Origin of the sequence: Bradyrhizobium sp. A5 (genome assembly GCF_042076515.1) — a bacterium.
In the GTDB taxonomy this organism is placed as follows: domain Bacteria; phylum Pseudomonadota; class Alphaproteobacteria; order Rhizobiales; family Xanthobacteraceae; genus Bradyrhizobium; species Bradyrhizobium cosmicum.
This window is the reverse complement of record NZ_CP148990.1, coordinates 82,422-102,458: the sequence shown is the minus strand read 5'-3', so window position 1 is coordinate 102,458 and position 20,037 is coordinate 82,422. Positions and strand designations below refer to the sequence as shown.

At 64.3% G+C, this 20,037-nt stretch carries 20 protein-coding genes, 1 tRNA gene and 1 pseudogene; 10 read left to right on the top strand and 12 right to left on the bottom strand.

The window, feature by feature from the left end:
* Positions 1-54 precede the first annotated feature (54 nt).
* From WHZ77_RS00535 to aroA, 11 genes are all read right to left on the bottom strand, one after another.
* Positions 55-1,398 (bottom strand): bifunctional folylpolyglutamate synthase/dihydrofolate synthase, encoded by a 1,344-nt coding sequence (locus WHZ77_RS00535; RefSeq protein WP_375311903.1) that lies wholly within the window; start codon positions 1,396-1,398, stop codon positions 55-57.
* A complete protein-coding gene (accD, locus tag WHZ77_RS00530; RefSeq protein WP_375311902.1) occupies positions 1,395-2,336 on the bottom strand; it encodes an acetyl-CoA carboxylase, carboxyltransferase subunit beta in 942 nt (313 codons plus the stop codon). Before accD ends, WHZ77_RS00535 begins: the two co-directional genes overlap by 4 nt.
* Before the next feature lie 111 nt (positions 2,337-2,447).
* Positions 2,448-3,284, bottom strand: a complete 837-nt coding sequence (gene trpA / locus WHZ77_RS00525) for a tryptophan synthase subunit alpha (protein WP_375311901.1) — start codon at positions 3,282-3,284, stop codon at positions 2,448-2,450.
* Positions 3,281-4,498 carry a tryptophan synthase subunit beta gene (trpB, locus tag WHZ77_RS00520; protein ID WP_375311900.1) on the bottom strand — a complete coding sequence of 406 codons (1,218 nt, stop codon included), beginning with the start codon at positions 4,496-4,498 and terminating at the stop codon, positions 3,281-3,283. The genes trpA and trpB overlap by 4 nt, the downstream gene beginning before the upstream one ends.
* Positions 4,495-5,154, bottom strand: coding sequence for a phosphoribosylanthranilate isomerase (locus WHZ77_RS00515; protein ID WP_375311899.1), 660 nt, complete (start codon positions 5,152-5,154; stop codon positions 4,495-4,497). The genes trpB and WHZ77_RS00515 overlap by 4 nt, the downstream gene beginning before the upstream one ends.
* Before the next feature lie 66 nt (positions 5,155-5,220).
* Entirely contained in the window at positions 5,221-5,613 is a 393-nt protein-coding gene (locus tag WHZ77_RS00510; protein WP_375311898.1) for a DUF1049 domain-containing protein, read from the bottom strand.
* An 81-nt stretch (positions 5,614-5,694) separates the two neighbouring features.
* Positions 5,695-6,000, bottom strand: coding sequence for an integration host factor subunit beta (locus tag WHZ77_RS00505; protein ID WP_007598410.1), 306 nt, complete (start codon positions 5,998-6,000; stop codon positions 5,695-5,697).
* 171 nt (positions 6,001-6,171) lie between these two features.
* Positions 6,172-7,152, bottom strand: a complete 981-nt coding sequence (gene sppA / locus WHZ77_RS00500; protein ID WP_375311897.1) for a signal peptide peptidase SppA — start codon at positions 7,150-7,152, stop codon at positions 6,172-6,174.
* Positions 7,153-7,335: 183 nt separating this feature from the next.
* Positions 7,336-9,039 (bottom strand): 30S ribosomal protein S1, encoded by a 1,704-nt coding sequence (rpsA, locus tag WHZ77_RS00495; RefSeq protein ID WP_014438737.1) that lies wholly within the window; start codon positions 9,037-9,039, stop codon positions 7,336-7,338.
* Between the two features lie 263 nt (positions 9,040-9,302).
* Positions 9,303-9,941: a (d)CMP kinase gene (cmk, locus tag WHZ77_RS00490; protein ID WP_375311896.1), complete on the bottom strand. Its 639-nt coding sequence runs from the start codon at positions 9,939-9,941 to the stop codon at positions 9,303-9,305.
* The gene (aroA, locus tag WHZ77_RS00485) at positions 9,938-11,275 is read right to left on the bottom strand and encodes a 3-phosphoshikimate 1-carboxyvinyltransferase (RefSeq protein ID WP_375311895.1); all 1,338 of its coding nucleotides are present in this window, start codon (positions 11,273-11,275) and stop codon (positions 9,938-9,940) included. The genes cmk and aroA overlap by 4 nt, the downstream gene beginning before the upstream one ends.
* A gap of 172 nt (positions 11,276-11,447) precedes the next feature.
* Between aroA and WHZ77_RS00480 the strand changes: the two genes are divergently transcribed.
* Together WHZ77_RS00480 and WHZ77_RS00475 are read left to right on the top strand one after the other, a co-directional pair.
* Positions 11,448-11,852 (top strand): TIGR02300 family protein, encoded by a 405-nt coding sequence (locus WHZ77_RS00480; RefSeq protein ID WP_143842650.1) that lies wholly within the window; start codon positions 11,448-11,450, stop codon positions 11,850-11,852.
* A 95-nt stretch (positions 11,853-11,947) separates the two neighbouring features.
* Positions 11,948-12,023 (top strand) — tRNA-Ala (locus tag WHZ77_RS00475).
* Positions 12,024-12,089: 66 nt separating this feature from the next.
* On the opposite strand, the gene WHZ77_RS00470 is transcribed toward WHZ77_RS00475, so the two are convergent.
* Positions 12,090-12,551: a MarR family winged helix-turn-helix transcriptional regulator gene (locus tag WHZ77_RS00470; RefSeq protein ID WP_375311894.1), complete on the bottom strand. Its 462-nt coding sequence runs from the start codon at positions 12,549-12,551 to the stop codon at positions 12,090-12,092.
* A 155-nt stretch (positions 12,552-12,706) separates the two neighbouring features.
* Here WHZ77_RS00470 and WHZ77_RS00465 point away from each other — a divergent pair, with 155 nt between their 5' ends.
* From WHZ77_RS00465 to WHZ77_RS00430, 8 genes and pseudogenes are all read left to right on the top strand, one after another.
* On the top strand, positions 12,707-13,132 hold the full coding sequence (locus tag WHZ77_RS00465) for an organic hydroperoxide resistance protein (protein WP_375311893.1): 426 nt from the start codon (positions 12,707-12,709) through the stop codon (positions 13,130-13,132).
* A 178-nt stretch (positions 13,133-13,310) separates the two neighbouring features.
* On the top strand, positions 13,311-14,513 hold the full coding sequence (locus WHZ77_RS00460) for a CaiB/BaiF CoA transferase family protein (RefSeq protein WP_375311892.1): 1,203 nt from the start codon (positions 13,311-13,313) through the stop codon (positions 14,511-14,513).
* 218 nt (positions 14,514-14,731) lie between these two features.
* Positions 14,732-16,048 carry a sn-glycerol-3-phosphate ABC transporter substrate-binding protein UgpB gene (gene ugpB, locus WHZ77_RS00455; protein WP_375311891.1) on the top strand — a complete coding sequence of 439 codons (1,317 nt, stop codon included), beginning with the start codon at positions 14,732-14,734 and terminating at the stop codon, positions 16,046-16,048.
* Positions 16,049-16,097: 49 nt separating this feature from the next.
* Positions 16,098-16,979, top strand: a complete 882-nt coding sequence (gene ugpA / locus WHZ77_RS00450; RefSeq protein WP_375311890.1) for a sn-glycerol-3-phosphate ABC transporter permease UgpA — start codon at positions 16,098-16,100, stop codon at positions 16,977-16,979.
* Positions 16,979-17,827, top strand: a complete 849-nt coding sequence (gene ugpE, locus WHZ77_RS00445; protein WP_375311889.1) for a sn-glycerol-3-phosphate ABC transporter permease UgpE — start codon at positions 16,979-16,981, stop codon at positions 17,825-17,827. The genes ugpA and ugpE overlap by 1 nt, the downstream gene beginning before the upstream one ends.
* A gap of 10 nt (positions 17,828-17,837) precedes the next feature.
* Positions 17,838-18,921, top strand: a pseudogene (locus tag WHZ77_RS00440) (sn-glycerol-3-phosphate import ATP-binding protein UgpC).
* Between the two features lie 252 nt (positions 18,922-19,173).
* Complete coding sequence (locus WHZ77_RS00435) at positions 19,174-19,599, top strand: Hsp20 family protein (protein WP_014438749.1); 426 nt, start codon at positions 19,174-19,176, stop codon at positions 19,597-19,599.
* A gap of 51 nt (positions 19,600-19,650) precedes the next feature.
* On the top strand, positions 19,651-19,923 hold the full coding sequence (locus WHZ77_RS00430) for a DUF1150 domain-containing protein (protein WP_011083553.1): 273 nt from the start codon (positions 19,651-19,653) through the stop codon (positions 19,921-19,923).
* Positions 19,924-20,037 lie beyond the last annotated feature (114 nt).

The window sequence follows — 20,037 nt, the reverse complement described above, 5'->3', positions numbered from 1 at the left end:
GCGGCATTCTGGGTCCCGGATCAGCGCTTCGCTTGTCCGGGACACGAGATCAACTCATGCAGGAGGCGTGCCGTTGAGGCCCAGCACATGGCCGGCGAGATAGAGCGAGCCTGATATCAGGATGCGCGGCGGCACTTCGTAGGCGAGCTTCGACAGCCCGCGCAATGCGGCCTCGATGCCGGGCGCGATCTCGACGCGCATGCCGAGGCTGCGCGCGGCGTCCGCGAGCCGGTCAACCGGCATCGCGTTTTCGATGTCGGGAATCGGCACCGCGATGATGTGACGGGTGAGGCCGGCGAAATTGGCGAGGAAGGCCTGCGGGTCCTTGTTGGCCATCATGCCCGCAATCACCACCAGCGGCCGCGACACCCGCTCTTCGAGATCGCCGAGCGCCGCCGCCGCGACGCGCCCGCCCTCGGCATTGTGGCCGCCATCGAGCCAGAGCTCCGACCCCTGCGGTCCGAAGGCGAGCAGCTCGCCCGAGGTGATACGCTGCATCCGCGCCGGCCATTCAGCACCGACGATGCCGGCCTCGAACGCCGCATGATTGACATTGAATGCCGGGATCGCGCGCAGTGTCGCGATTGCGAGCCCGGCATTGTCGAACTGGTGGCGGCCGAACAGGCGTGGCGCGGTGAGATCCATCAGACCGCGCTCGTCGGAATACACCAGGCGCCCGTGCTCGACATTGATGTGCCAGCTTTCATTCGCCGCAAAAAGCGGTGCGCGCATGCGCCTGGCCTGCGCCTCGATCACGGCCATTGCCTCTGGCACCTGCTCGGCGCAAACCACGGGCACGCCGCGCTTGATGATCGCGGCCTTCTCGCCGGCGATGGAGGTCAGCGTGTCGCCGAGGAAATCCATGTGATCCATGCTGATTGGCGTGATCACGCAGGCCGCAGGCGTATCGATGACATTGGTCGAATCGAGCCGGCCGCCGAGCCCCACTTCGAGCAGCACCACATCGGCCGGGTTCTGCGCGAAAAGATGAAACGCCGCAGCGGTCTTCAGCTCGAACACGGTCGCAGGCTCGCCGGCATTGACGCGCTCGACCTCTTCGAGCGCCGCGCGCAGCTCATCGTCGCCGACGAGCACGCCGCCGCCGACGCGGCCGAGGCGAAAACATTCGTTGATGCGGACGAGATAGGGCGAGGTATAGGCGTGGACCCGCAGGCCTGCCGCTTCCAGCGTCGCGCGCAGATAAGCGAGCGTCGAGCCCTTGCCGTTGGTGCCGGCGATATGGATCACCGGCGGCAGCTTGTGTTCAGGGTGGCCGAGCCGCTCGAGCAGGCGGTGCATCCGTTCGAGCCCGAGATCGATGCGCTTCTGATGCAGGGCCGACAGCCGCCCGATCAATTCACCGAGCGGCGGCTTTGCATTGTCCGCGGACGCGTTCACGCGTGCGGCGCGGCCGGCGCCACTTCCGGAGCCGATACGATCTGCGCCGGGCTGACGACCGGCTGCGCTGATTTGGATGCACTTTCCAGCGCGGGCGCCCTGGTCAGGAGACGGCAGAGCCGCGCCAGGGTGGGACGCAAATCGTGGCGATGCACGACCATGTCGACCATGCCGTGCTCCTTCAGGTATTCGGCGCGCTGGAAACCCTCGGGAAGCTTTTCGCGGATGGTCTGCTCGATCACGCGCGCGCCGGCAAAGCCGATCAGCGCGCCGGGTTCGGCGATCTGCACGTCGCCCAGCATCGCATAGGACGCGGTGACGCCGCCGGTGGTCGGGTTGGTCAGCACGACGATGTAGGGCAGCTTGGCCTCGCGCAGCATCTGCACGCCGACCGTGGTGCGCGGCATCTGCATCAGCGACAGGATGCCTTCCTGCATCCGCGCGCCGCCGGATGCGGCAAAGACGATGAACGGCGACTTCTTCTCGACCGCGAGCTCGAGCCCGCGCACCAGGGCTTCGCCCGCGGCCATGCCGAGCGAGCCGCCCATGAAATCGAAATCCTGAACAGCGATGACGACGGCGGCGCCTTCGAGCTTGCCGTAGCCGACCTTGACCGCGTCGTTCAAATTGGTTCGCGCGCGCGCATCCTTGATGCGGTCGACGTATTTTTTCTCGTCGCGGAACTTGAGCGGATCGGGCGTGACGTCGGGCAACGCGACGTCGAACCAGGTCTCGTTGTCGAAGATCGACTTCAGACGCGCCACCGCGCCCATGCGCATGTGGTAGTTCGAGCCGGGAATGACGAACTGGTTGGCCTCGACGTCCTTGTAGAACACGAGCTGTCCGGAATCCGGGCACTTGATCCACAGATTCTCCGGCGTCTCCCGCCGCAGCATGTTGCGGATTTTCGGCCGGACCACATTGGTAAGCCAGTTCATGGTTTGCTCCGATGTGCGACCCCGCCCGGGGATCGCCTGAAGGGATATATGGCGGCCGGGCCGTTGCCCGGCAAGCCGCCGTGTCGCCCGCCCTGGAAGCGGAATTATGGCCTATTCCGCCGCCTGTTGCGCGCCCCTGACGCCCTGGGCCAGCGACGCCGTCAGCTCGGCGACGGCGTTAATGGTTTTGGCGGTCACGCGGCCTTCCGCATCAAGGCTGTTCTTGAGTGCATCGACCAGCGCGGTGCCGACCACGGCGCCATTCGCATGCGAGGCGATCGAGCGCGCGGTCTCCGGCGTCCGGATGCCGAAGCCGACGCAGACCGGCAGTTTCGTATGCCGCTTGATGCGGGCAACCGCCTCGCTGACGGCCGAGGAGTCCGCGGCCGCGGCCCCGGTGATGCCGGTGATCGAGACGTAGTAGACGAAGCCCGAGGTGTTGGCGAGCACGGCCGGCAGACGCTTGTCGTCGGTCGTCGGCGTCGCCAGGCGGATGAAGTTGAGGCCGGCCTTCATCGCGGGCAGGCAGAGCTCCTCGTCCTCTTCCGGCGGCAGGTCGACGATGATGAGGCCATCGACGCCGGCGCTCTTCGCATCGACCAGGAATTTGTCGACGCCGTAGATGTAGATGGGATTGTAGTAGCCCATCAGCACGATCGGCGTCGCATTGTCGTCCTTGCGGAAGCCGCGCACGAGTTCGAGCGTCTTCTTCAATGTCATGCCGGCCTTGAGCGCGCGCAGCCCCGCGGCCTGGATCGACGGACCGTCGGCCATCGGATCGGTAAAGGGCATGCCGATCTCGATCACATCGGCGCCAGCTTTCGGCAATGCCTTGATGATCTCGAGCGACGTCGCCGGATCCGGATCGCCGGCCATCAGGAAGGTGACGAAGGCCGAGCGGCCCGCTTTTTTCAGCTCGGCAAAACGGGTGTCGATGCGCGTGGTCACTTGCTCTTGCCCTTCAGGATGTCGCCGACCTGCGGGACGTCCTTGTCGCCGCGGCCGGAGAGGTTCACGACCATCAGGTGATCTTTGGGAAGCTTTGGTGCGAGCTCCATCACCTTGGCGATGGCGTGAGCGGGCTCGAGCGCGGGGATGATGCCTTCAAGCTTCGACAACAGCTGGAACGCGGCGAGCGCCTCGTCGTCGGTCGCGGAGAGATAGTTCACGCGGCCGATCTCGTGCAGCCAGGAATGCTCGGGGCCGATGCCGGGATAATCGAGGCCGGCCGAGATCGAATGCGCGTCCTGGATCTGGCCGTCCGCGTCCATCAGGAGATAGGTGCGGTTACCATGCAGCACGCCGGGACGGCCGCCGGCGATCGAGGCGGCATGCAGCTGGGTGAGCCCGTGGCCCGCGGCTTCGACGCCGAAGATCTCGACGGAGGGATCGTCGAGGAACGGATGGAACAGACCCATCGCGTTCGAGCCGCCGCCGATGCAGGCGATCAGCGAATCCGGCAGGCGGCCTTCGATCTCCAGCATCTGCGCCTTGGTCTCGTTGCCGATAATCGACTGGAAATCGCGCACCAACATCGGATAGGGATGCGGGCCCGCGACCGTGCCGATGCAATAGAAGGTGTTGTGCACGTTGGTGACCCAGTCGCGCAGCGCCTCGTTCATGGCGTCCTTCAGCGTGCGCGTGCCCGACTGCACCGGCATCACCGTAGCGCCCAGCATCTCCATGCGGATGACGTTCTGCTGCTGCCGTTCGACGTCGACCGCGCCCATGTAGACGATGCATTCGAGCCCGAACCGCGCGCACAGCGTCGCGGTGGCGACACCGTGCTGGCCGGCGCCGGTCTCGGCAATGATGCGCTTCTTGCCCATGCGCCGCGCCAGCATGATCTGGCCGAGCACGTTGTTCACCTTGTGCGAGCCGGTATGATTGAGCTCTTCGCGCTTGAGGTAAATCTTGGCGCCGCCGAGATGCTCGGTCAGGCGCTCGGCGAAATACAGCGGCGAGGGCCGTCCGACATAGTTCTTGAGATAGCCGTCCATCTCGGCCTGGAAGGCCGGATCGGCCTTGGCCTCGGTGTAGGCCTTTTCCAGATCGAGGATCAGCGGCATCAGGGTTTCGGCGACGAAGCGTCCGCCGAAAATGCCGAAATGGCCGCGCTCGTCGGGGCCGCTTCGGTAGGAGTTTGGTTTGGCGATGTTCATCGGACGCTCAATTCCTGGGTGGCGCGCGCGGCGCGAATGAAGGCTTTGATCATCTCCGGATCCTTCACACCGGGAGCGCTCTCGACACCGGAGGAGACATCGACGCCGCCGGCACGGGTGACGCGAACGGCTTCAGCGACGTTCCCTGCATGCAGGCCGCCCGAAACCATATACGGCAGCACGAGCTCCAGGTTTTGGAGAAGATGCCAATCGAAGGGGGCGCCGAGCCCGCCCGGCCGCGTCGCGTCCTTCGGCGGCCTCGCGTCGAACAGGATGCGGTCGGCGACCGCAGCATATCCGGGCAGGACGGCGAGATCGGCGGCGGTCTCGACCGGCAGCGCCTTCATCACCGGGCGGCCAAACTTCTGCTTGATGTCGCGCAGCCGCGCCACGCTCTCCTTGCCGTGGAGCTGAAAGATATCCGGCGACAACGCATCCATGATGTTGTCGAACGTGGCATCGTCGGCATCGACCGTGAGCGCGACCTTGAGCGCGCGCTGCTTCACCTGGCGACCGAGGTCGCGCCCGGCCTCCAGCGAGACATGCCGCGGCGACGGTGGGAAGAACACGAACCCCACCATGTCGGCGCCCGCGTCGAGCGCTGTTTCGAGCGTCTCGCGCGTGGACAGGCCGCATATCTTGACGAGCAGGGACATGGTCTCAAAGCGGGTTGAGGCCGCAGCTTCGCGGCCGGAAAGCAGGGTTTTCGGTTGCGGCCGCTTCTACAACGTCGCGCGCTGCTTGTCTCGCCCGACGGGTCCGTAAAGGCCGACCCCGGCGGGAACGGGGAGGCGCTGGGACTGGGGTTTCGCTGCGGCCGCCTGGGCCCGCAGATCGGCCAGTTCGAGCCTGGCAGCCCGCGCATCCGCGTCGTTCCGGCGCGCCGCACGCCGCCAGTGCCGCTGGCCGAACCAGACCGCACAGGCGCCCGCCAGGACCCCGAGGGCGCCCACCAGGATCAGCAGCAGGAACAGCGGCAGCGTGACCGACAGCGACGGATCGTCCGAGATGAAGGGGTCGACGGAGACCGTGACGAAATGCCGGTTGGCCACGGCGAAGGCCACCAGGATCAGGCCCAGCGGAATCACGATCAGCGCAGTCAGGAACTTTCGCATCGCGATCGCTCGTCTTGAATCAAGCTTGCTGCCGCATCATGCGGCCGTTCGGTTAAGCCCGGACGACAGTCGACGACGGCCTTAATCCGGCGCGCCGGGATCCGGATGGTCGCGGTTCAGCCGCTCACGCATTTCCTTGCCGGTCTTGAAGAACGGAACGCTCTTCTGGTCGACGGGGACATGGGCGCCAGTGCGGGGATTACGCCCGGCGCGTGCAGGGCGATGCTTGACCGAGAAGGCACCGAAGCCGCGCAACTCGACGCGATCACCGCGCGCGAGGGCCGCTACGATCTCTTCGAGAATCGCATTCACAATGTTCTCGACATCCCGCTGGTACAGATGCGGGTTGTGCTCGGCGATACGCTGAACAAGTTCGGATTTGATCATCGAGAGATAGGACCCGGAAGCGTGCGGATGACCATTTCCGTGAAAATACCGTGATCTGTCAAGACGCTAAATCAAGGTTGAGCGTCGCGAAAATACGTGACAAATGCCGAAAAAGCGGGCTGACCCGATACCCGCGAGACGGGAAAAGCCGTTGATGCTCGCCCGGACCCGTCAGTTTGACGCCGCCGGCTGCCACAGGGCCAGCATTCCATCCATTCCGAGCCGGTCCACGGCCTGCGCGACACCGGTTTGCCCGATCTGATGCGCAATCGAGCCTAAACCGAGCGCTTCCAGCGTCACGGCCGCCGCCGCCTTGAGAAACGGCAAATCGCCAAAGCGCGGCTGAAGCTTGTAATCGCGGACGGTGAGTCCCTTCTTGACGCCCTTCTGCTCGACCAGCCAGGTCACCGCGGTCTTCTCGTCACCGAGCTGGTCGATCAGCTTGAGATCTATCGCCTGGCGCCCGGTGAAGACGCGGCCATCGGCGACTTTTTCGAGCTGCGTGTCATCCATGCCACGCCGCTCCTTCACCAGGCCCTTGAACCAGGCGTAGGAATCCTTCACCAGCGCGTCGAGCGCGGCGCGTGCCTCCGGGCTGGTCGGCTCGAAGCCGTTGGGCGCGGCCTTCAGCGGCGAGGACTTCACCTCCTCGACCTTGACACCGACGGTCTTCAGCAGCTCCGAGACGTTGGGAAACTGGAACAGCACGCCGATCGAGCCGACCAGCGAGCTCTGCTGGGCGATGATGTGGTCGCTCGCAATCGCCGTGATGTAACCGCCGGAGGCGGCAAGGCCTTCGACCACGACGACGAGCGGCTTCTTCGCCTTCAGCCTCACCAGCGAATCGTAGAGCTGTTCGGAGCCGGCGGTGGTGCCGCCCGGCGAGTTGATATGGACGATGACCGCGGCGGCCTGCGAATTCTCCAACCGCTCCAGCGCCCGCGTGCGGTCGGAATCACTGCGGATCAGGCCTTCGATCTGAACGCGCGCGATCGAGCCGGCGGCTGCGAACGTGCCGCGCGCGCCGGGCGTCGCGATCAGCGCGAAGCCTGCGATCGCCGCGATCGCGATCAGGGCGGCGGCCACACGCCAGAACGTCAGCTTGCGACGGATCCTGCGGCGATCGACGATGATGTCCGAATCGAGCGACATCGCAATATCTCCAAATGAAAGGGTAGGCGCGTTGTGCCGTCACAGCGTGACCATCGGCTTATCTGGATACATCAATTGCGGCGCAATTTGAAGAAAACAAGGCCTCGCGCAGCCCGATGGAGCGCAACAAAAAAGCCCCGGCTCGCGCCGGGGCTTTGATGTCAGCGAAAAGAACCGTTTCGCTTACTTGTCGCGGTTCTTGAGCGCGGTGCCGAGGATGTCGCCGAGCGTCGCTCCCGAATCGGAGGAGCCGTACTGCGCGATGGCTTCCTTCTCTTCAGCGACTTCGAGCGCCTTGATCGACACCTGGACCTTGCGGGCCTTCTTGTCGAACTGGATCACGCGGGCATCGACCTTCTCGCCGACGGCAAAGCGTTCGGCGCGCTGGTCGTTACGGTCACGCGCGAGCTCCGAGCGCTTGATGAAGGTCGAGAAGTCGGTACCGGTGATCTTCACCTCGATGCCGCTTTCCTTCACTTCGAGCACTTCGCAGGTCACGACCGCGCCCTTCTTGACATCGCCCGGCTCGGCGAATGGGTCGCCTTCGAGCTGCTTGATGCCGAGCGAGATGCGCTCCTTCTCGACGTCCACATCGAGCACCACGGCCTTCACCATGTCGCCCTTCTTGTAGTTGTCGATCACCTGCTCGCCCGGAAGCTTCCAGTCGAGGTCGGAGAGATGGACCATGCCGTCGACATCGCCCTCGAGGCCCAGGAACAGACCGAACTCGGTCTTGTTCTTGACTTCGCCCTCGACCACCGAACCGGTCGGATGACCTTCGACGAAGACCTCCCAGGGGTTGCGCATGGTCTGCTTGAGGCCCAGCGAGATGCGGCGCTTGACGGAATCGACTTCGAGCACCTGCACTTCGACTTCCTGCGAGGTCGAAACGATCTTGCCGGGGTGCATGTTCTTCTTGGTCCACGACATCTCGGAGACGTGGATCAGGCCTTCGATACCCGGCTCGAGCTCGACGAACGCACCGTAGTCGGTGATGTTGGTGACGCGGCCGGTGAAGCGGGCACCCAGCGGGTACTTGGCTTCGATGCCCTGCCACGGATCGTCCAGCAGCTGCTTCATGCCCAGCGAGATGCGGTGCGTCTCGTGGTTGATCTTGATGATCTTGACCTTCACGGTCTGGCCGATCGAGAGCACCTCGGTCGGGTGGTTGACGCGGCGCCACGCGATGTCGGTGACGTGCAGCAGGCCGTCGATGCCGCCGAGATCAACGAACGCACCGTAATCGGTGATGTTCTTGACCACGCCGTCGATGACCTGACCCTCTTCGAGGTTCTGCACCAGCTCCTGACGCTGCTCGGCGCGGGTCTCTTCCAGCACCGTGCGGCGGGAGACGACGATGTTGCCGCGGCGGCGGTCCATCTTGAGGATCTGGAACGGCTGCGAGTTGTTCATCAGCGGCGCAACGTCGCGGATCGGACGGATGTCGACCTGGGAGCGCGGCAGGAAGGCCACGGCACCGTCGAGGTCGACGGTGAAGCCGCCCTTGACCTGGTTGAAGATGACGCCGTTGACCTTCTCGTTGTTCTGGAACGCCTTCTCAAGCTTGCCCCAGCTCTCTTCGCGGCGCGCCTTGTCGCGCGACAGCACGGCTTCGCCGAGCGCGTTCTCGATGCGATCGAGGAACACTTCCACCTCGTCGCCGACCTTGAGCTCGCTGTCACGGCCGGGGCCGGAAAATTCGCGCAGGGCGACGCGGCCCTCGGTCTTCAGGCCGACGTCGATGACGGCCATGTCCTTTTCGATTGCAACAACCCTGCCCTTGATGACGGAGCTCTCCTGCAGGTTGCCACCTGCGAAGGACTCATCGAGCATCGCGGCGAAATCATCGCGCGAGGGGCTATAGGTATCAGCGGAAGTCGAAGCCATTTGTTCTCCAGTTGCGGATGTCGTGCCGGCCGTTGGGTTCAAGGGCGTATCGGGCGCGCAGTGTCGGAAGGTCCACAAAACCTTCGAGCGACCGCTCGTTGCCCCGGTTTGAACCGGAACAGCGGAAGCGGGCCGGCTGAGGCCCGCACGTTCGATACGTGGAATCTGTGTCCGGAGCCTGGATCGCGCCGGCCCCAATCAGGGAGCCGAGGTATCGACCTCAAAGAGCGGGAGCGGGCGCTTCCTCCAATGACGGCAGCGGCTTAACCCCGCGACCGGCCCGCTCGGACGGCCTCGATAATGTCGATGGCGGCCCGGACGCCCGCTTCTATATCCAGTTGGGAGTTATCTAGCAAGTAAGCATCGGGGGCGGGTTTCAGGGGGGCGATCGGCCGGTTCTGGTCGCGTTCGTCGCGCTGCATGATGTCGGCCAGCACGGTCGCCTCGTCCGCCTCCTCGCCACGCGCCCTGGCCTCCATGGTCCGGCGGCGGGCGCGGACCCTGGGGTCGGCGACGACGAAGATCTTTACGTCGGCGTCCGGGCAGATCACGGTTCCGATGTCGCGACCATCAAGCACGGCGCCGGGCGGATCGGCGGCGAATTGCCGCTGGAAATTGACCAGGGCCTCACGGACCCTGGGGATGGCCGAGACGATGGAGGCGCCCTCGCCGGCCTTCTGGGTCTTCAGGGCGGGATTGCCGAATTTCTCGGGATCGAGCTCCAGCGCCGCCGCGACCGCTGCCGCCTCGTCCCTGAGGTCATGACCCGACTGCATCAGGGCGTAGGCCACCGCGCGATAGATCACGCCGGTATCGAGATGACGATAGCCGTAATGGTGGGCGAGGCGCTTGCCGAGCGTCCCCTTGCCCGAGGCGGCCGGTCCGTCGATGGCGATGATCATGAAAACTCTGCCCCAAGCGAACGCATCATCGGGATGAAGTCCGGAAAACTGGTGGCGATGAAGGCGGTGTCGTCGACGGTGACGGGCTGGTCGGACGCGCAGCCCATCACCAGCGCGGACATCGCGATGCGATGATCCATGTGCGTGGCGACAGTTCCGCCGCCGGGGACATGGCCGCGCCCCTCGACGATCAGATCGTCGCCGGAGACCTCGACCTTCACGCCGTTGACGCGGAGCATGTCGGCGGTGGCCTCGAGCCGATCGGATTCCTTGACGCGAAGCTCCTGCAGGCCGCGCATGATGGTGGTGCCCTCGGCGAAAGAGGCCGCCACCGCCAGCACGAGGTATTCGTCGATCATCGACGGCGCGCGCTCGGGCGGCACTTCGACACCGCGCAGTTTCGAGGCGCGAACGCGCAGCTGCGCCATCGGCTCACCGGCATCGCCGCGCACGTCGCTTTCCTCGATCGACGCGCCCATTTCGCGCAGCGTGGTGAACAGGCCGGTGCGCAGCGGATTAGTCATGACATCGGGCAGCACGACATCCGAGCCATCGACGATCAATGCGGCGACGACAGGGAACGCCGCAGAGGATGGATCAGCGGGCACGACGACCGTCGCGCCATGCAGCTCGGGCTGGCCCACCAGCGTGATGCGGCGGCCGTGCCGACTTTCCGGTGTGGAAGTGATCTCGGCGCCGAAATGCTTGAGCATCAGCTCGGTATGGTCGCGGCTGGCCTCGCTCTCGATCACCGTCGTGGTTCCCGGCGCGGCGAGCCCCGCCAGCAGCACCGCCGATTTGATCTGGGCCGAGGCGACCGGGGTCTTGTAGGTGATCGGCAGCGGATCGCGGGCGCCCTGGACGGTCAGCGGCAGGCGGCCGCCATCGCCACCGGAAACGACCTTCGCGCCCATCTTTTCGAGCGGGTCCAGGATCCGGCGCATGGGGCGGCTGCGCAGCGAGGCGTCGCCATCGAACACAGCGGAGATCGGGCAGCCGGCAACGGCGCCCATGACGAGCCGGCAGCCGGTGCCGGAGTTGCCGAAATCGAGCGGCGCCTTGGGCTCGGCAAAGCCGGCGACGCCGACGCCGTTCACCTTCCAAGCGAAATCGCCTGAGCGCTCGACCCTGGCGCCCAGCGCCTGCATGGATTTGGCGGTATTGAGGACGTCCTCGCCCTCCAGCAGGCCCGAAATCCGGGTTTCGCCGACCGCGAGCGCGCCCAGGATGAGGGCCCGGTGGGAAATCGACTTGTCCCCGGGCACCCGTACTTTTCCGGTCAGGGGACCGCTGGCCCGCGACTTGAGCGGCGTCGGCTTGTCGGAATGGGTCAAGATTGTGTCCTTGGATGTACCCTTGGATGCCCCTCTGGGGCTCGCGGGCAGGTACCACAAGGTGTCCTCGCCGTCACCGGCATGTCTTTCTCCCGTAATGCGCTATTGACAGCGGGCCGCCAACTAGCCAAGTGAAACACCGCTTTTCCGACATTCCCAGGATTCCTCTGCCGTGGCCAAGTCCGAACTCGGAACCAAACGTATTTGCCCGACCACGGGCAAGAAGTTCTATGACCTCAACAAGACTCCGGTGATCTCGCCCTATACCGGCGAAGTGGTGCCGATTGCGCCGATTGCGCCGGCCCGCGCGAGCCGGGCCGAACCCCGCCATGCGCCGGCCGCCGACACCGCGCCGGAGCCGGCAGAGGTCGAGGAGGTCTCGCTCGAGGAGGCCGACGCCGAGGAAAACACCGGCAAGGTCAAGGCCGTCGTGCCCGAATCCGAGGACGACATCGAGGTCGACGAGACCATCGAGGACGACGACGATGATGATTCGACCTTCATCGCCGACGACGAAGAGGGCGATGAGGACGTCACCGACATCATTGGTGACGTCGGAGGTGATGAAGAGACTTGAGATCAGCCCTGATCTGTGAAAAAGGGTGCACCGCGCGAGTCACCAGGCTCGCCGGTCGGGAGTGATCCACCAGGATCGTTCCATTTAAGGACTACGGGGCCATAGCTCAGCTGGGAGAGCGCTTGCATGGCATGCAAGAGGTCGGCGGTTCGATCCCGCCTGGCTCCACCAGCCTTCGCGAAGCGAAGGCTGCCACGGCGTAGCCCGAAGGGCGAAGCCGGGCTTTGACGAAATACCCTACTCCCCAATCACCGCATTCAGCCTGTCGCGCAGCGCGACGATCTCGTCCTTCATCGCCACCAGTTCCGAGACCGAGCAGTCCGACGCCGCCAGGATCGATTGCGGTACGGCGCGCGCCTTGTCTTTCAACGCGTGGCCCTGGGGCGTCAGCGCGATCAGCACCTGGCGCTCGTCCTCGCTCGAGCGCGTGCGCTTGACCAGATGGGCGGCCTCGAGCCGCTTCAGGAGCGGCGTCAGCGTACCCGAATCGAGAAACAGTTTCTCGCCGATGTCCTTCACCGGCACGTCGTCGCGCTCCCACAGCACCAGCATCACGAGATATTGGGGATAGGTCAGGCCGAGCCGGTCCAGCAGCGGCTTGTAGACGCGGTTGAAGGCGTGCGCGGCGGAATAGACCGCAAAGCAAATCTGGTTGTCGAGACGCAGCGGCTGGTCCGCTACCGAATGTTTCCGGGGCATGGAGAATCTCACGGGACTTTCCTCATTCTGGGGCCAGGCGGCGGCACATTCAATTGCGAACAATTAAATGTGAGGCATGCAAATATCAATTGCGCACAATCTAATTGTTTGCGATAGAGACCCCACCCCAACCGGAAGACTCCGAGGAGACGAAAATGTCCGTGAACGTTCTCTACAAGACCAGCGCCAAAGCCACCGGCGGCCGCGACGGCCATGCCGCGACCCTCGACGGCGCGCTCGACGTCAAGCTCACCACGCCGAAGGAGCTCGGCGGCGGCGGCGCCGCCGGCAACAATCCCGAACAGCTGTTTGCGGCCGGCTACGCCGCCTGCTTCATCGGCGCGATGAAATTCGTGGCGTCCCAGGGCGGCCCGAAGGTCCCGGCTGACGCTTCCGTCACCTCGACCGTCGGCATCGGCCCGCGCTCGGAAGGCGGCTTCGGACTCGACATCGATCTCGCCGTCTCGCTGCCGGGCCTTGCCCGCGCCGAAGCCGAGGCGCTGGTCGAGAAGGCCCACCAGGTGTGCCCCTACTCCAATGCCACGCGCGGCAATGTCGACGTTCGCCTGACGGTCGTCTGATCCAACGGCGGATTGGCTGGCCCGGGATCCCGCTCGGGCCAGCCGCTTCCGTTTCATTTTGCCGCGCCGCGGGATTGCACGGCCGCCCTGCATACGCCCCACCGCAACCAAGCCATTGCTGGCACAAAAAAACCTCGCTAGGCCTGTGATCAAACGCCGACACAGGGGAAGCGAAGGCATGACTGAAGCCGTTTTGGGCGCAATGACCGGACTGCGCGTCATCGATCTCACGCGCGTGCTTGGCGGTCCCTACTGCACCCAGATCCTCGCGGACCATGGCGCCGACGTGATCAAGGTCGAGCCGCCCGCGGGCGACGAGGTGCGCGACTGGGGTCCTCCCTTCCACGAGGAGGATGCGGCCTATTTCATCGGCATCAACCGCAACAAGCGTTCGATCGGCCTCGACCTCGCCTCCGAAGGCGGCCGCGCCGTGCTGCTCAAGATGCTCGAGACGGCAGACGTCCTGATCGAGAATTTCAAGCCGGGCACGCTGGAGAAATGGGGCATCGGCAACGATGTGTTGCGCGAGAAATTCCCGCGCCTCGTGCATTGCAGGATCTGCGGCTTCGGCGCCGACGGCCCGCGCGGCGGCAATCCGGGCTATGACGCCATCATCCAGGCCATGACCGGAATGATCGCGGCGACCGGCTCGCCCGAGAGCGGGCCGATGCGGATCGGCGTGCCGCTGGTCGACATCGGCACCGGCCTGTATGCGGCGATCGGCATTTTGATGGCGCTGTCGGAACGGCAGCGTTCGGGCAAAGGGCAATTCCTGGAGACGACGCTGTACGAGACCGGCCTTGCGATCATGCATCCGCACACCGCGAATTATTTTATGCATGGCAAGCCGCCCGGCCTCACCGGCAACGAGCATCCCAATCTCGTTCCCTACGCGATCTTCCCGACCAAGACCGACAACATCTTCATCGGCGTCGGCAATGACGGCACCTTCCGCAAGCTCGCCAAGGAGATCGGCAAGCCCGAACTCGGCACCGATCCGCGCTTTGCCCGCAACAAGGACCGCATCGCCAATCGCGAGGCGCTGCGCGCCGAGCTTGCCGCGGTGTTCAGCCAGCACGAGGCCGAACCGCTGTGCAATCGCCTGCTCGCCGCGGGCCTGCCCGCAGGTCCCGTGCAGAAGATCGACCAGGCGTTAACGAACCCGCACACGATCGCGCGCGGCGATATTATCGAGAAGGATTGGTACAAGGGCGTGGCCTCGCCGATCCGGCTCGATCGCAGCAAGCCGAGCCTGCGCCGCCTGCCGCCGAAGTTCAGCCAACACTCCCAGGAGGTGCTGGGCGAATTCGGGTACTCCAAGGCCGAGATCGACGCGATGATCGAGAAGGGCACGGTCTGCGGCCCCGAGCGCAAGCGCTAGGGACCCTCACCTCATTACAGAAGTGATGCCGCACTGCGGCGCGACCCACGCATGTGCACTGCGAACGGAGGAGGCTGCCCGCGTCGCCCTAGCCTATTTGACGACTTCCCATTTGGCAGCGCTTGCTGCTTTCGTTTCTCCCGCTTACACAGTCATGTGAACGTCATATGGCGCTGCTAGCGCAAGCGATCTTTTTGACGGCCAAGGGAGGTTACTAGATGGCTCTTCGACACTTTGGAGCGGCTGCCGCATTTGCAGTCACGGTTGGCATGACGGCTTCGCCGGCGCTGGCCGTGACCGAGATCCAGTGGTGGCACGCGATGACCGGCGCCAACAACGACGTCATCGTCAAGCTCGCCACCGACTTCAACGCGTCGCAGACCGATTACAAGGTCATTCCGACCTACAAGGGCAACTACCCCGACACGATGAACGCCGGCATCGCCGCGTTCCGTGCCGGCAACGCCCCGCACATCATGCAGGTGTTCGAAGTCGGCACCGCGACCATGATGGCCGCGACCGGCGCCGTGAAGCCCGTCTACAAGCTGATGGCCGACGCCGGCGAGAAGTTCGATCCGAAGAACTATCTGTCCGCGATCACCGGCTATTACTCGACGTCGAAGGGCGAAATGCTGTCGTTCCCCTTCAACTCGTCCTCGACCGTGATGTGGGTCAACCTCGACGAGCTCAAGAAGGCGAACGTCGAGATCCCGAAGACCTGGCCGGAAACCTTCGCGGCTGCCAAGAAGCTTCACGACAACGGCCATCCGACCTGCGGTTTCTCCGGCTCCTGGGTCACATGGGTCAATCTCGAGCAGCTGTCCGCATGGCACAACGTGCCGCTCGCCAGCAAGGCCAACGGCCTCGACGGCTTCGACACCGTGCTCGAGTTCAACGGCCCGCTCCAGGTCAAGCATCTCGAGAAGCTGATCGAGCTGCAAAAGGACAAGACCTACGACTATGCCGGTCGCACCAACACCGGCGAAGGCCGCTTCACGTCGGGCGAATGCCCGATCTACCTGACCTCCTCGGCCTTCTTCGGCAACGTCAAGGCGCAGGCCAAGTTCGCCTTCAACGCCGTGCCGATGCCGTATTATCCGGACGTGAAGGGCGCACCGCAGAACTCGATCATCGGCGGCGCTTCGCTGTGGGTGATGGGCGGCAAGTCGGCCGACGAGTACAAGGGCGTCGCGAAGTTCCTGACCTTCCTCTCGGACACCGATCGCCAGGTCTATATCCACAAGGCGTCGGGCTACCTGCCGATCACCAAGGCGGCCTATGAGAAGGCCAAGGCAGAAGGCTTCTACAAGGATCAGCCTTATCTCGAGACTCCGCTGCTCGAGCTGACCAACAAGGAGCCGACCGAGAACTCGCGGGGCCTGCGGCTCGGCAACATGGTGCAGCTGCGTGACGTCTGGTCGGAAGAAATCGAGCAGGCGCTGGCCGGCAAGAAGACCGCCAAGCAGGCGCTGGATGCCGCCGTCGAGCGCGGCAACACGATGCTGCGCCAGTTCGAAAAGACCGCTGTGAAGTGAGACATCGAAGCGGCAGGCCGCGACCCGGCCTGCCGCTTCGACTGACATCATGCAAAAGCAAGCCATTTTCCAATCCAAGCTGTTGCCCTACGCGCTGGTTGCGCCGCAGCTCGCGATCGTTCTGATTTTCTTTTATTGGCCAGCCCTGCAGGCGGTGATCCAGTCCTTCCTGCTGCAGGATGCCTTTGGCCTGTCCACAACCTTTGTCTGGTTCGAGAACTATATCGACCTGTTCAGGGATCCCGCCTATTTCGAGGCGATCGTCCGGACCTTCCTGTTCTCGTTCGCCATCGCCGTCTCATCGCTGTCCTTTGCGCTGCTGCTCGCCGTCATGGCGGACAAGCCCCTGCGCGGCTCGATGCTCTACCGCACGCTGCTGATCTGGCCCTATGCGGTCGCGCCGCCCGTCGTCGGCGTGCTCTGGATCTTCATGCTGCATCCCTCGCTCGGCGTGCTCTCGCGCTATCTGCGCGCAATGGGCATCGACTGGAATCCGCTGCTCGACGGCGACCAGGCCGCGGCACTGATCATCCTCGCCGCCGCGTGGAAGCAGATCTCCTATAACTTCCTGTTCTTCCTCGCCGGCCTGCAAGCGATCCCGAAGAGCGTGTTCGAGGCCGCCGCGATCGACGGCGCCCGGCCGATGCGGCGGTTCTGGACCGTGACCTTCCCGCTGCTGTCGCCGACCATCTTCTTCCTGCTGGTCGTCAACATCGTCTACGCCTTCTTTGACACCTTCGGCATCATCGACACCATGACCCGCGGCGGTCCCGGCACATCAACGGTCACGCTGGTCTACAAGGTCTATTCCGACGGCCTGCTCGGCGGCAATCTCGGCAGCTCGGCGGCGCAGTCGGTGATCCTGATGGTGATGGTCATCGTGCTGACGGGAATCCAGTTCCGCTTCGTCGAACGCAAGGTGACCTACTGATGGTCGAGGAAGAGGGCTTCCGGCGCTACGTCGCCCATTTCATCCTCTGGATCGGGATCGCGGTCGTCGCATTTCCGGTCTACATCGCGATCATCGCCTCGACGCAGGACAACGCGCTGATCGCCAACGGGCAGATGTCGCTGCTGCCGGGCGGGCATTTCTTCGAGACCTACTACCAGACCATCTTCGTCGGCACGAGCGGCTCGACCCGCGAGCCCGTCGGCAACATGATGCTGAACTCGCTGGTGATGGCGCTGGCGATCGCGATCGGCAAGATCGCGATCTCGATCATTTCGGCCTACGCGATTGTGTATTTCCGCTTTCCGTTCCGGATGCCGATCTTCTGGATCATCTTCATCACGCTGATGCTGCCGGTCGAGGTGCGTATCTATCCGACCTACAAGATCGTCGCCGATTTGCACATGCTCGACAGCTACGCCGGCCTCGCGCTGCCGCTGATCGCGTCGGCGACGGCGACGCTGCTGTTCCGCCAGTTCTTCATGACCGTGCCGGATGAACTTCTGGAAGCCTCGCGCATCGACGGTGCCGGCCCGTTGCGCTTCTTCTGGGATACGCTGCTGCCGCTGTCGCGCACCAACATGGCGGCGCTGTTCGTGATCCTCTTCATCCTCGGCTGGAATCAGTATCTCTGGCCGCTGCTGATCACCACGCGCGACGACATGCAGACCATCCAGGTCGGCATCCGCAAGATGATCACCACCACCGACGCGCTGACCGAATGGCCGATCGTGATGGCGACTGCCGTGCTGGCGATGCTGCCGCCGGTATTCGTCGTCGTCGTGATGCAGAAACTGTTCGTGCGCGGCCTGGTCGAGACCGAGAAGTAAGTGAGTTCTTATGGCTAACGTCACCCTGCGCAACGTCCGCAAGACCTATCCCGGCGGCTTCGAGGCCATCAAGGGCGTCAACGTCGATGTCGCCGACGGCCAGTTCTGCGTGCTGGTCGGCCCTTCCGGCTGCGGCAAGTCGACACTGCTGCGCATGGTTGCGGGGCTCGAGACCGTCACCGGCGGCGAGATCGATATCGGCGGCCGCGTCGTCAACCAGATCGAGCCCGCCGATCGCGACATCGCGATGGTGTTCCAGAACTACGCGCTCTACCCGCATATGAGCGTCTTCAACAACATGGCCTACGGCCTGCGCAACCGCGGCATGAAGGAGGCCGAGGTCAAGACCCGCGTCGACGAGGCCGCGCGCGTGCTCGAGCTCACCTCGATGCTGGATCGCAAGCCGCGCCAGCTCTCCGGCGGCCAGCGTCAGCGCGTCGCCATGGGCCGCGCCATCGTGCGCCAGCCAAAGGTGTTCCTGTTCGACGAGCCGCTCTCCAATCTCGATGCAAAACTGCGCATCGCAATGCGCGTCGAGATCCGCAAATTGCAGCGCCGGCTGAACACGACGTCGATCTACGTCACCCACGACCAGCTCGAGGCCATGACGCTCGCCGACATTCTCGTCGTGATGAACGGCGGCCAGGTCGAGCAGGTCGGCAATCCGCTTGCCATTTACGAGAAGCCGGCGACGACCTTCGTCGCCTCGTTCATCGGCGCGCCGCCGATGAACCTGATGTCGATACGCTCCGACGAGATCAAGTCGCAGCTCGGCGGCAGCGCAAGCGGGGCCGGCATCCTCGGCATCCGGCCGGAAGATTTCGTCATCACCGACCAGACGCCCGCCGGCGGCGTCACGCTTCCTCACGATCGAAGCCATCGAGCGCGTCGGCGCCGAAACCTTCATCTACGGCTCGCGAGCCCAGGACGAGCAGCGAATCGCCGCCACACCGGGCGAGCTGCCGCCCGGCGAGGTCATCGTCCGCGTTCCCGGAACCGAGGCCCCCGCCATCGGCGCGAAAATCCGCGTCGCCGCGGTGCGGGCGAAGCTGCATCTGTTCAGCGACGACGGGCGGACGCGGCTAGAGGTCTGACGGGTTCCGCAGGGGCCGGCAAAACAAGAAGCGCGAAAACAACCCCATGCACAGTAGCGGGGGGTCTGTTTTCATTGGGATAAATCTGTCCTCAAGCTCGCCATGCCCGGGCCAGGCGAAGACAGTCAGGGCGAATCCACAGCCTCCGCTACCTCCTTGAACCCACACGGGGATATGACCATATTACTGACCAAGGGGTGCCGCTTGCGGGCCCTGAAATGCCAAAGTCGCTTCGAGAGGACTTTGTAAACTATGTCTCGTGTTCCTACGTTATCCAGTCCGTTCCTTCTGGGCTTCGATGAGATCGAGCGCGTGCTCGATCGCGTCGTCAAAGGCGCCGACGGTTATCCGCCCTACAATATCGAGCGGTGCGACCGGTCTGACGGCCAGCCCGAGCGGCTGCGGATCACGCTGGCGGTCGCCGGATTCACCCGCGACCAACTCGATGTTACCATTGAGGAAAACCAGCTCGTCATTCGCGGGCGTCAACAGGACGACAAGACCCGGCAATACATCCATCGCGGCATCGCCGCGCGCCACTTCCAGCGCACCTTCGTGCTGGCGGAAGGGATGCTGGTGCTGGGTGCGGATCTGAAGAACGGGCTGCTGTCGGTCGATCTTGCCCGGCCTGAACCGGAGAGGATCGTTAAGACAATCGCTATCAATGAGCACGAATAATGGAACGAGTAGCGGACTCGACCGCTTAGTTTCTGTGAAGGAGTCGAGACCATGAGTGAAGGTCACGTTGCGTTCGAATACGAAGCCAAGAACGTCTCCCCGGAGACGCTGGCAACCCTCGGCGAAGGCCATATCGCCTATGTGAAGCAGATCCGCTCGGAAGACGTGCCGGGCCTGTTTCCCGAAGCGCCGAAAATCGCGCCGGGCCTCAAGCTCTTCGCGCTCCACGCCGCCGACGGCACGCCGATCATGCTGACCGACAGCCGCGAAGCCGCCGTCGCAAATGCCTGGAGCAACGAGCTGCAAGCGGTGAGCGTGCACTGAGCGCGCACGTCGCACGAAGAGAGATTCAAGCGGGCATGCCTTCGTGCGAAGGCGTGCCCGTTTTATTTTGGATGGTGGATCGTCTCACCGGGGCACGAAAGCGAGATGCAGCGC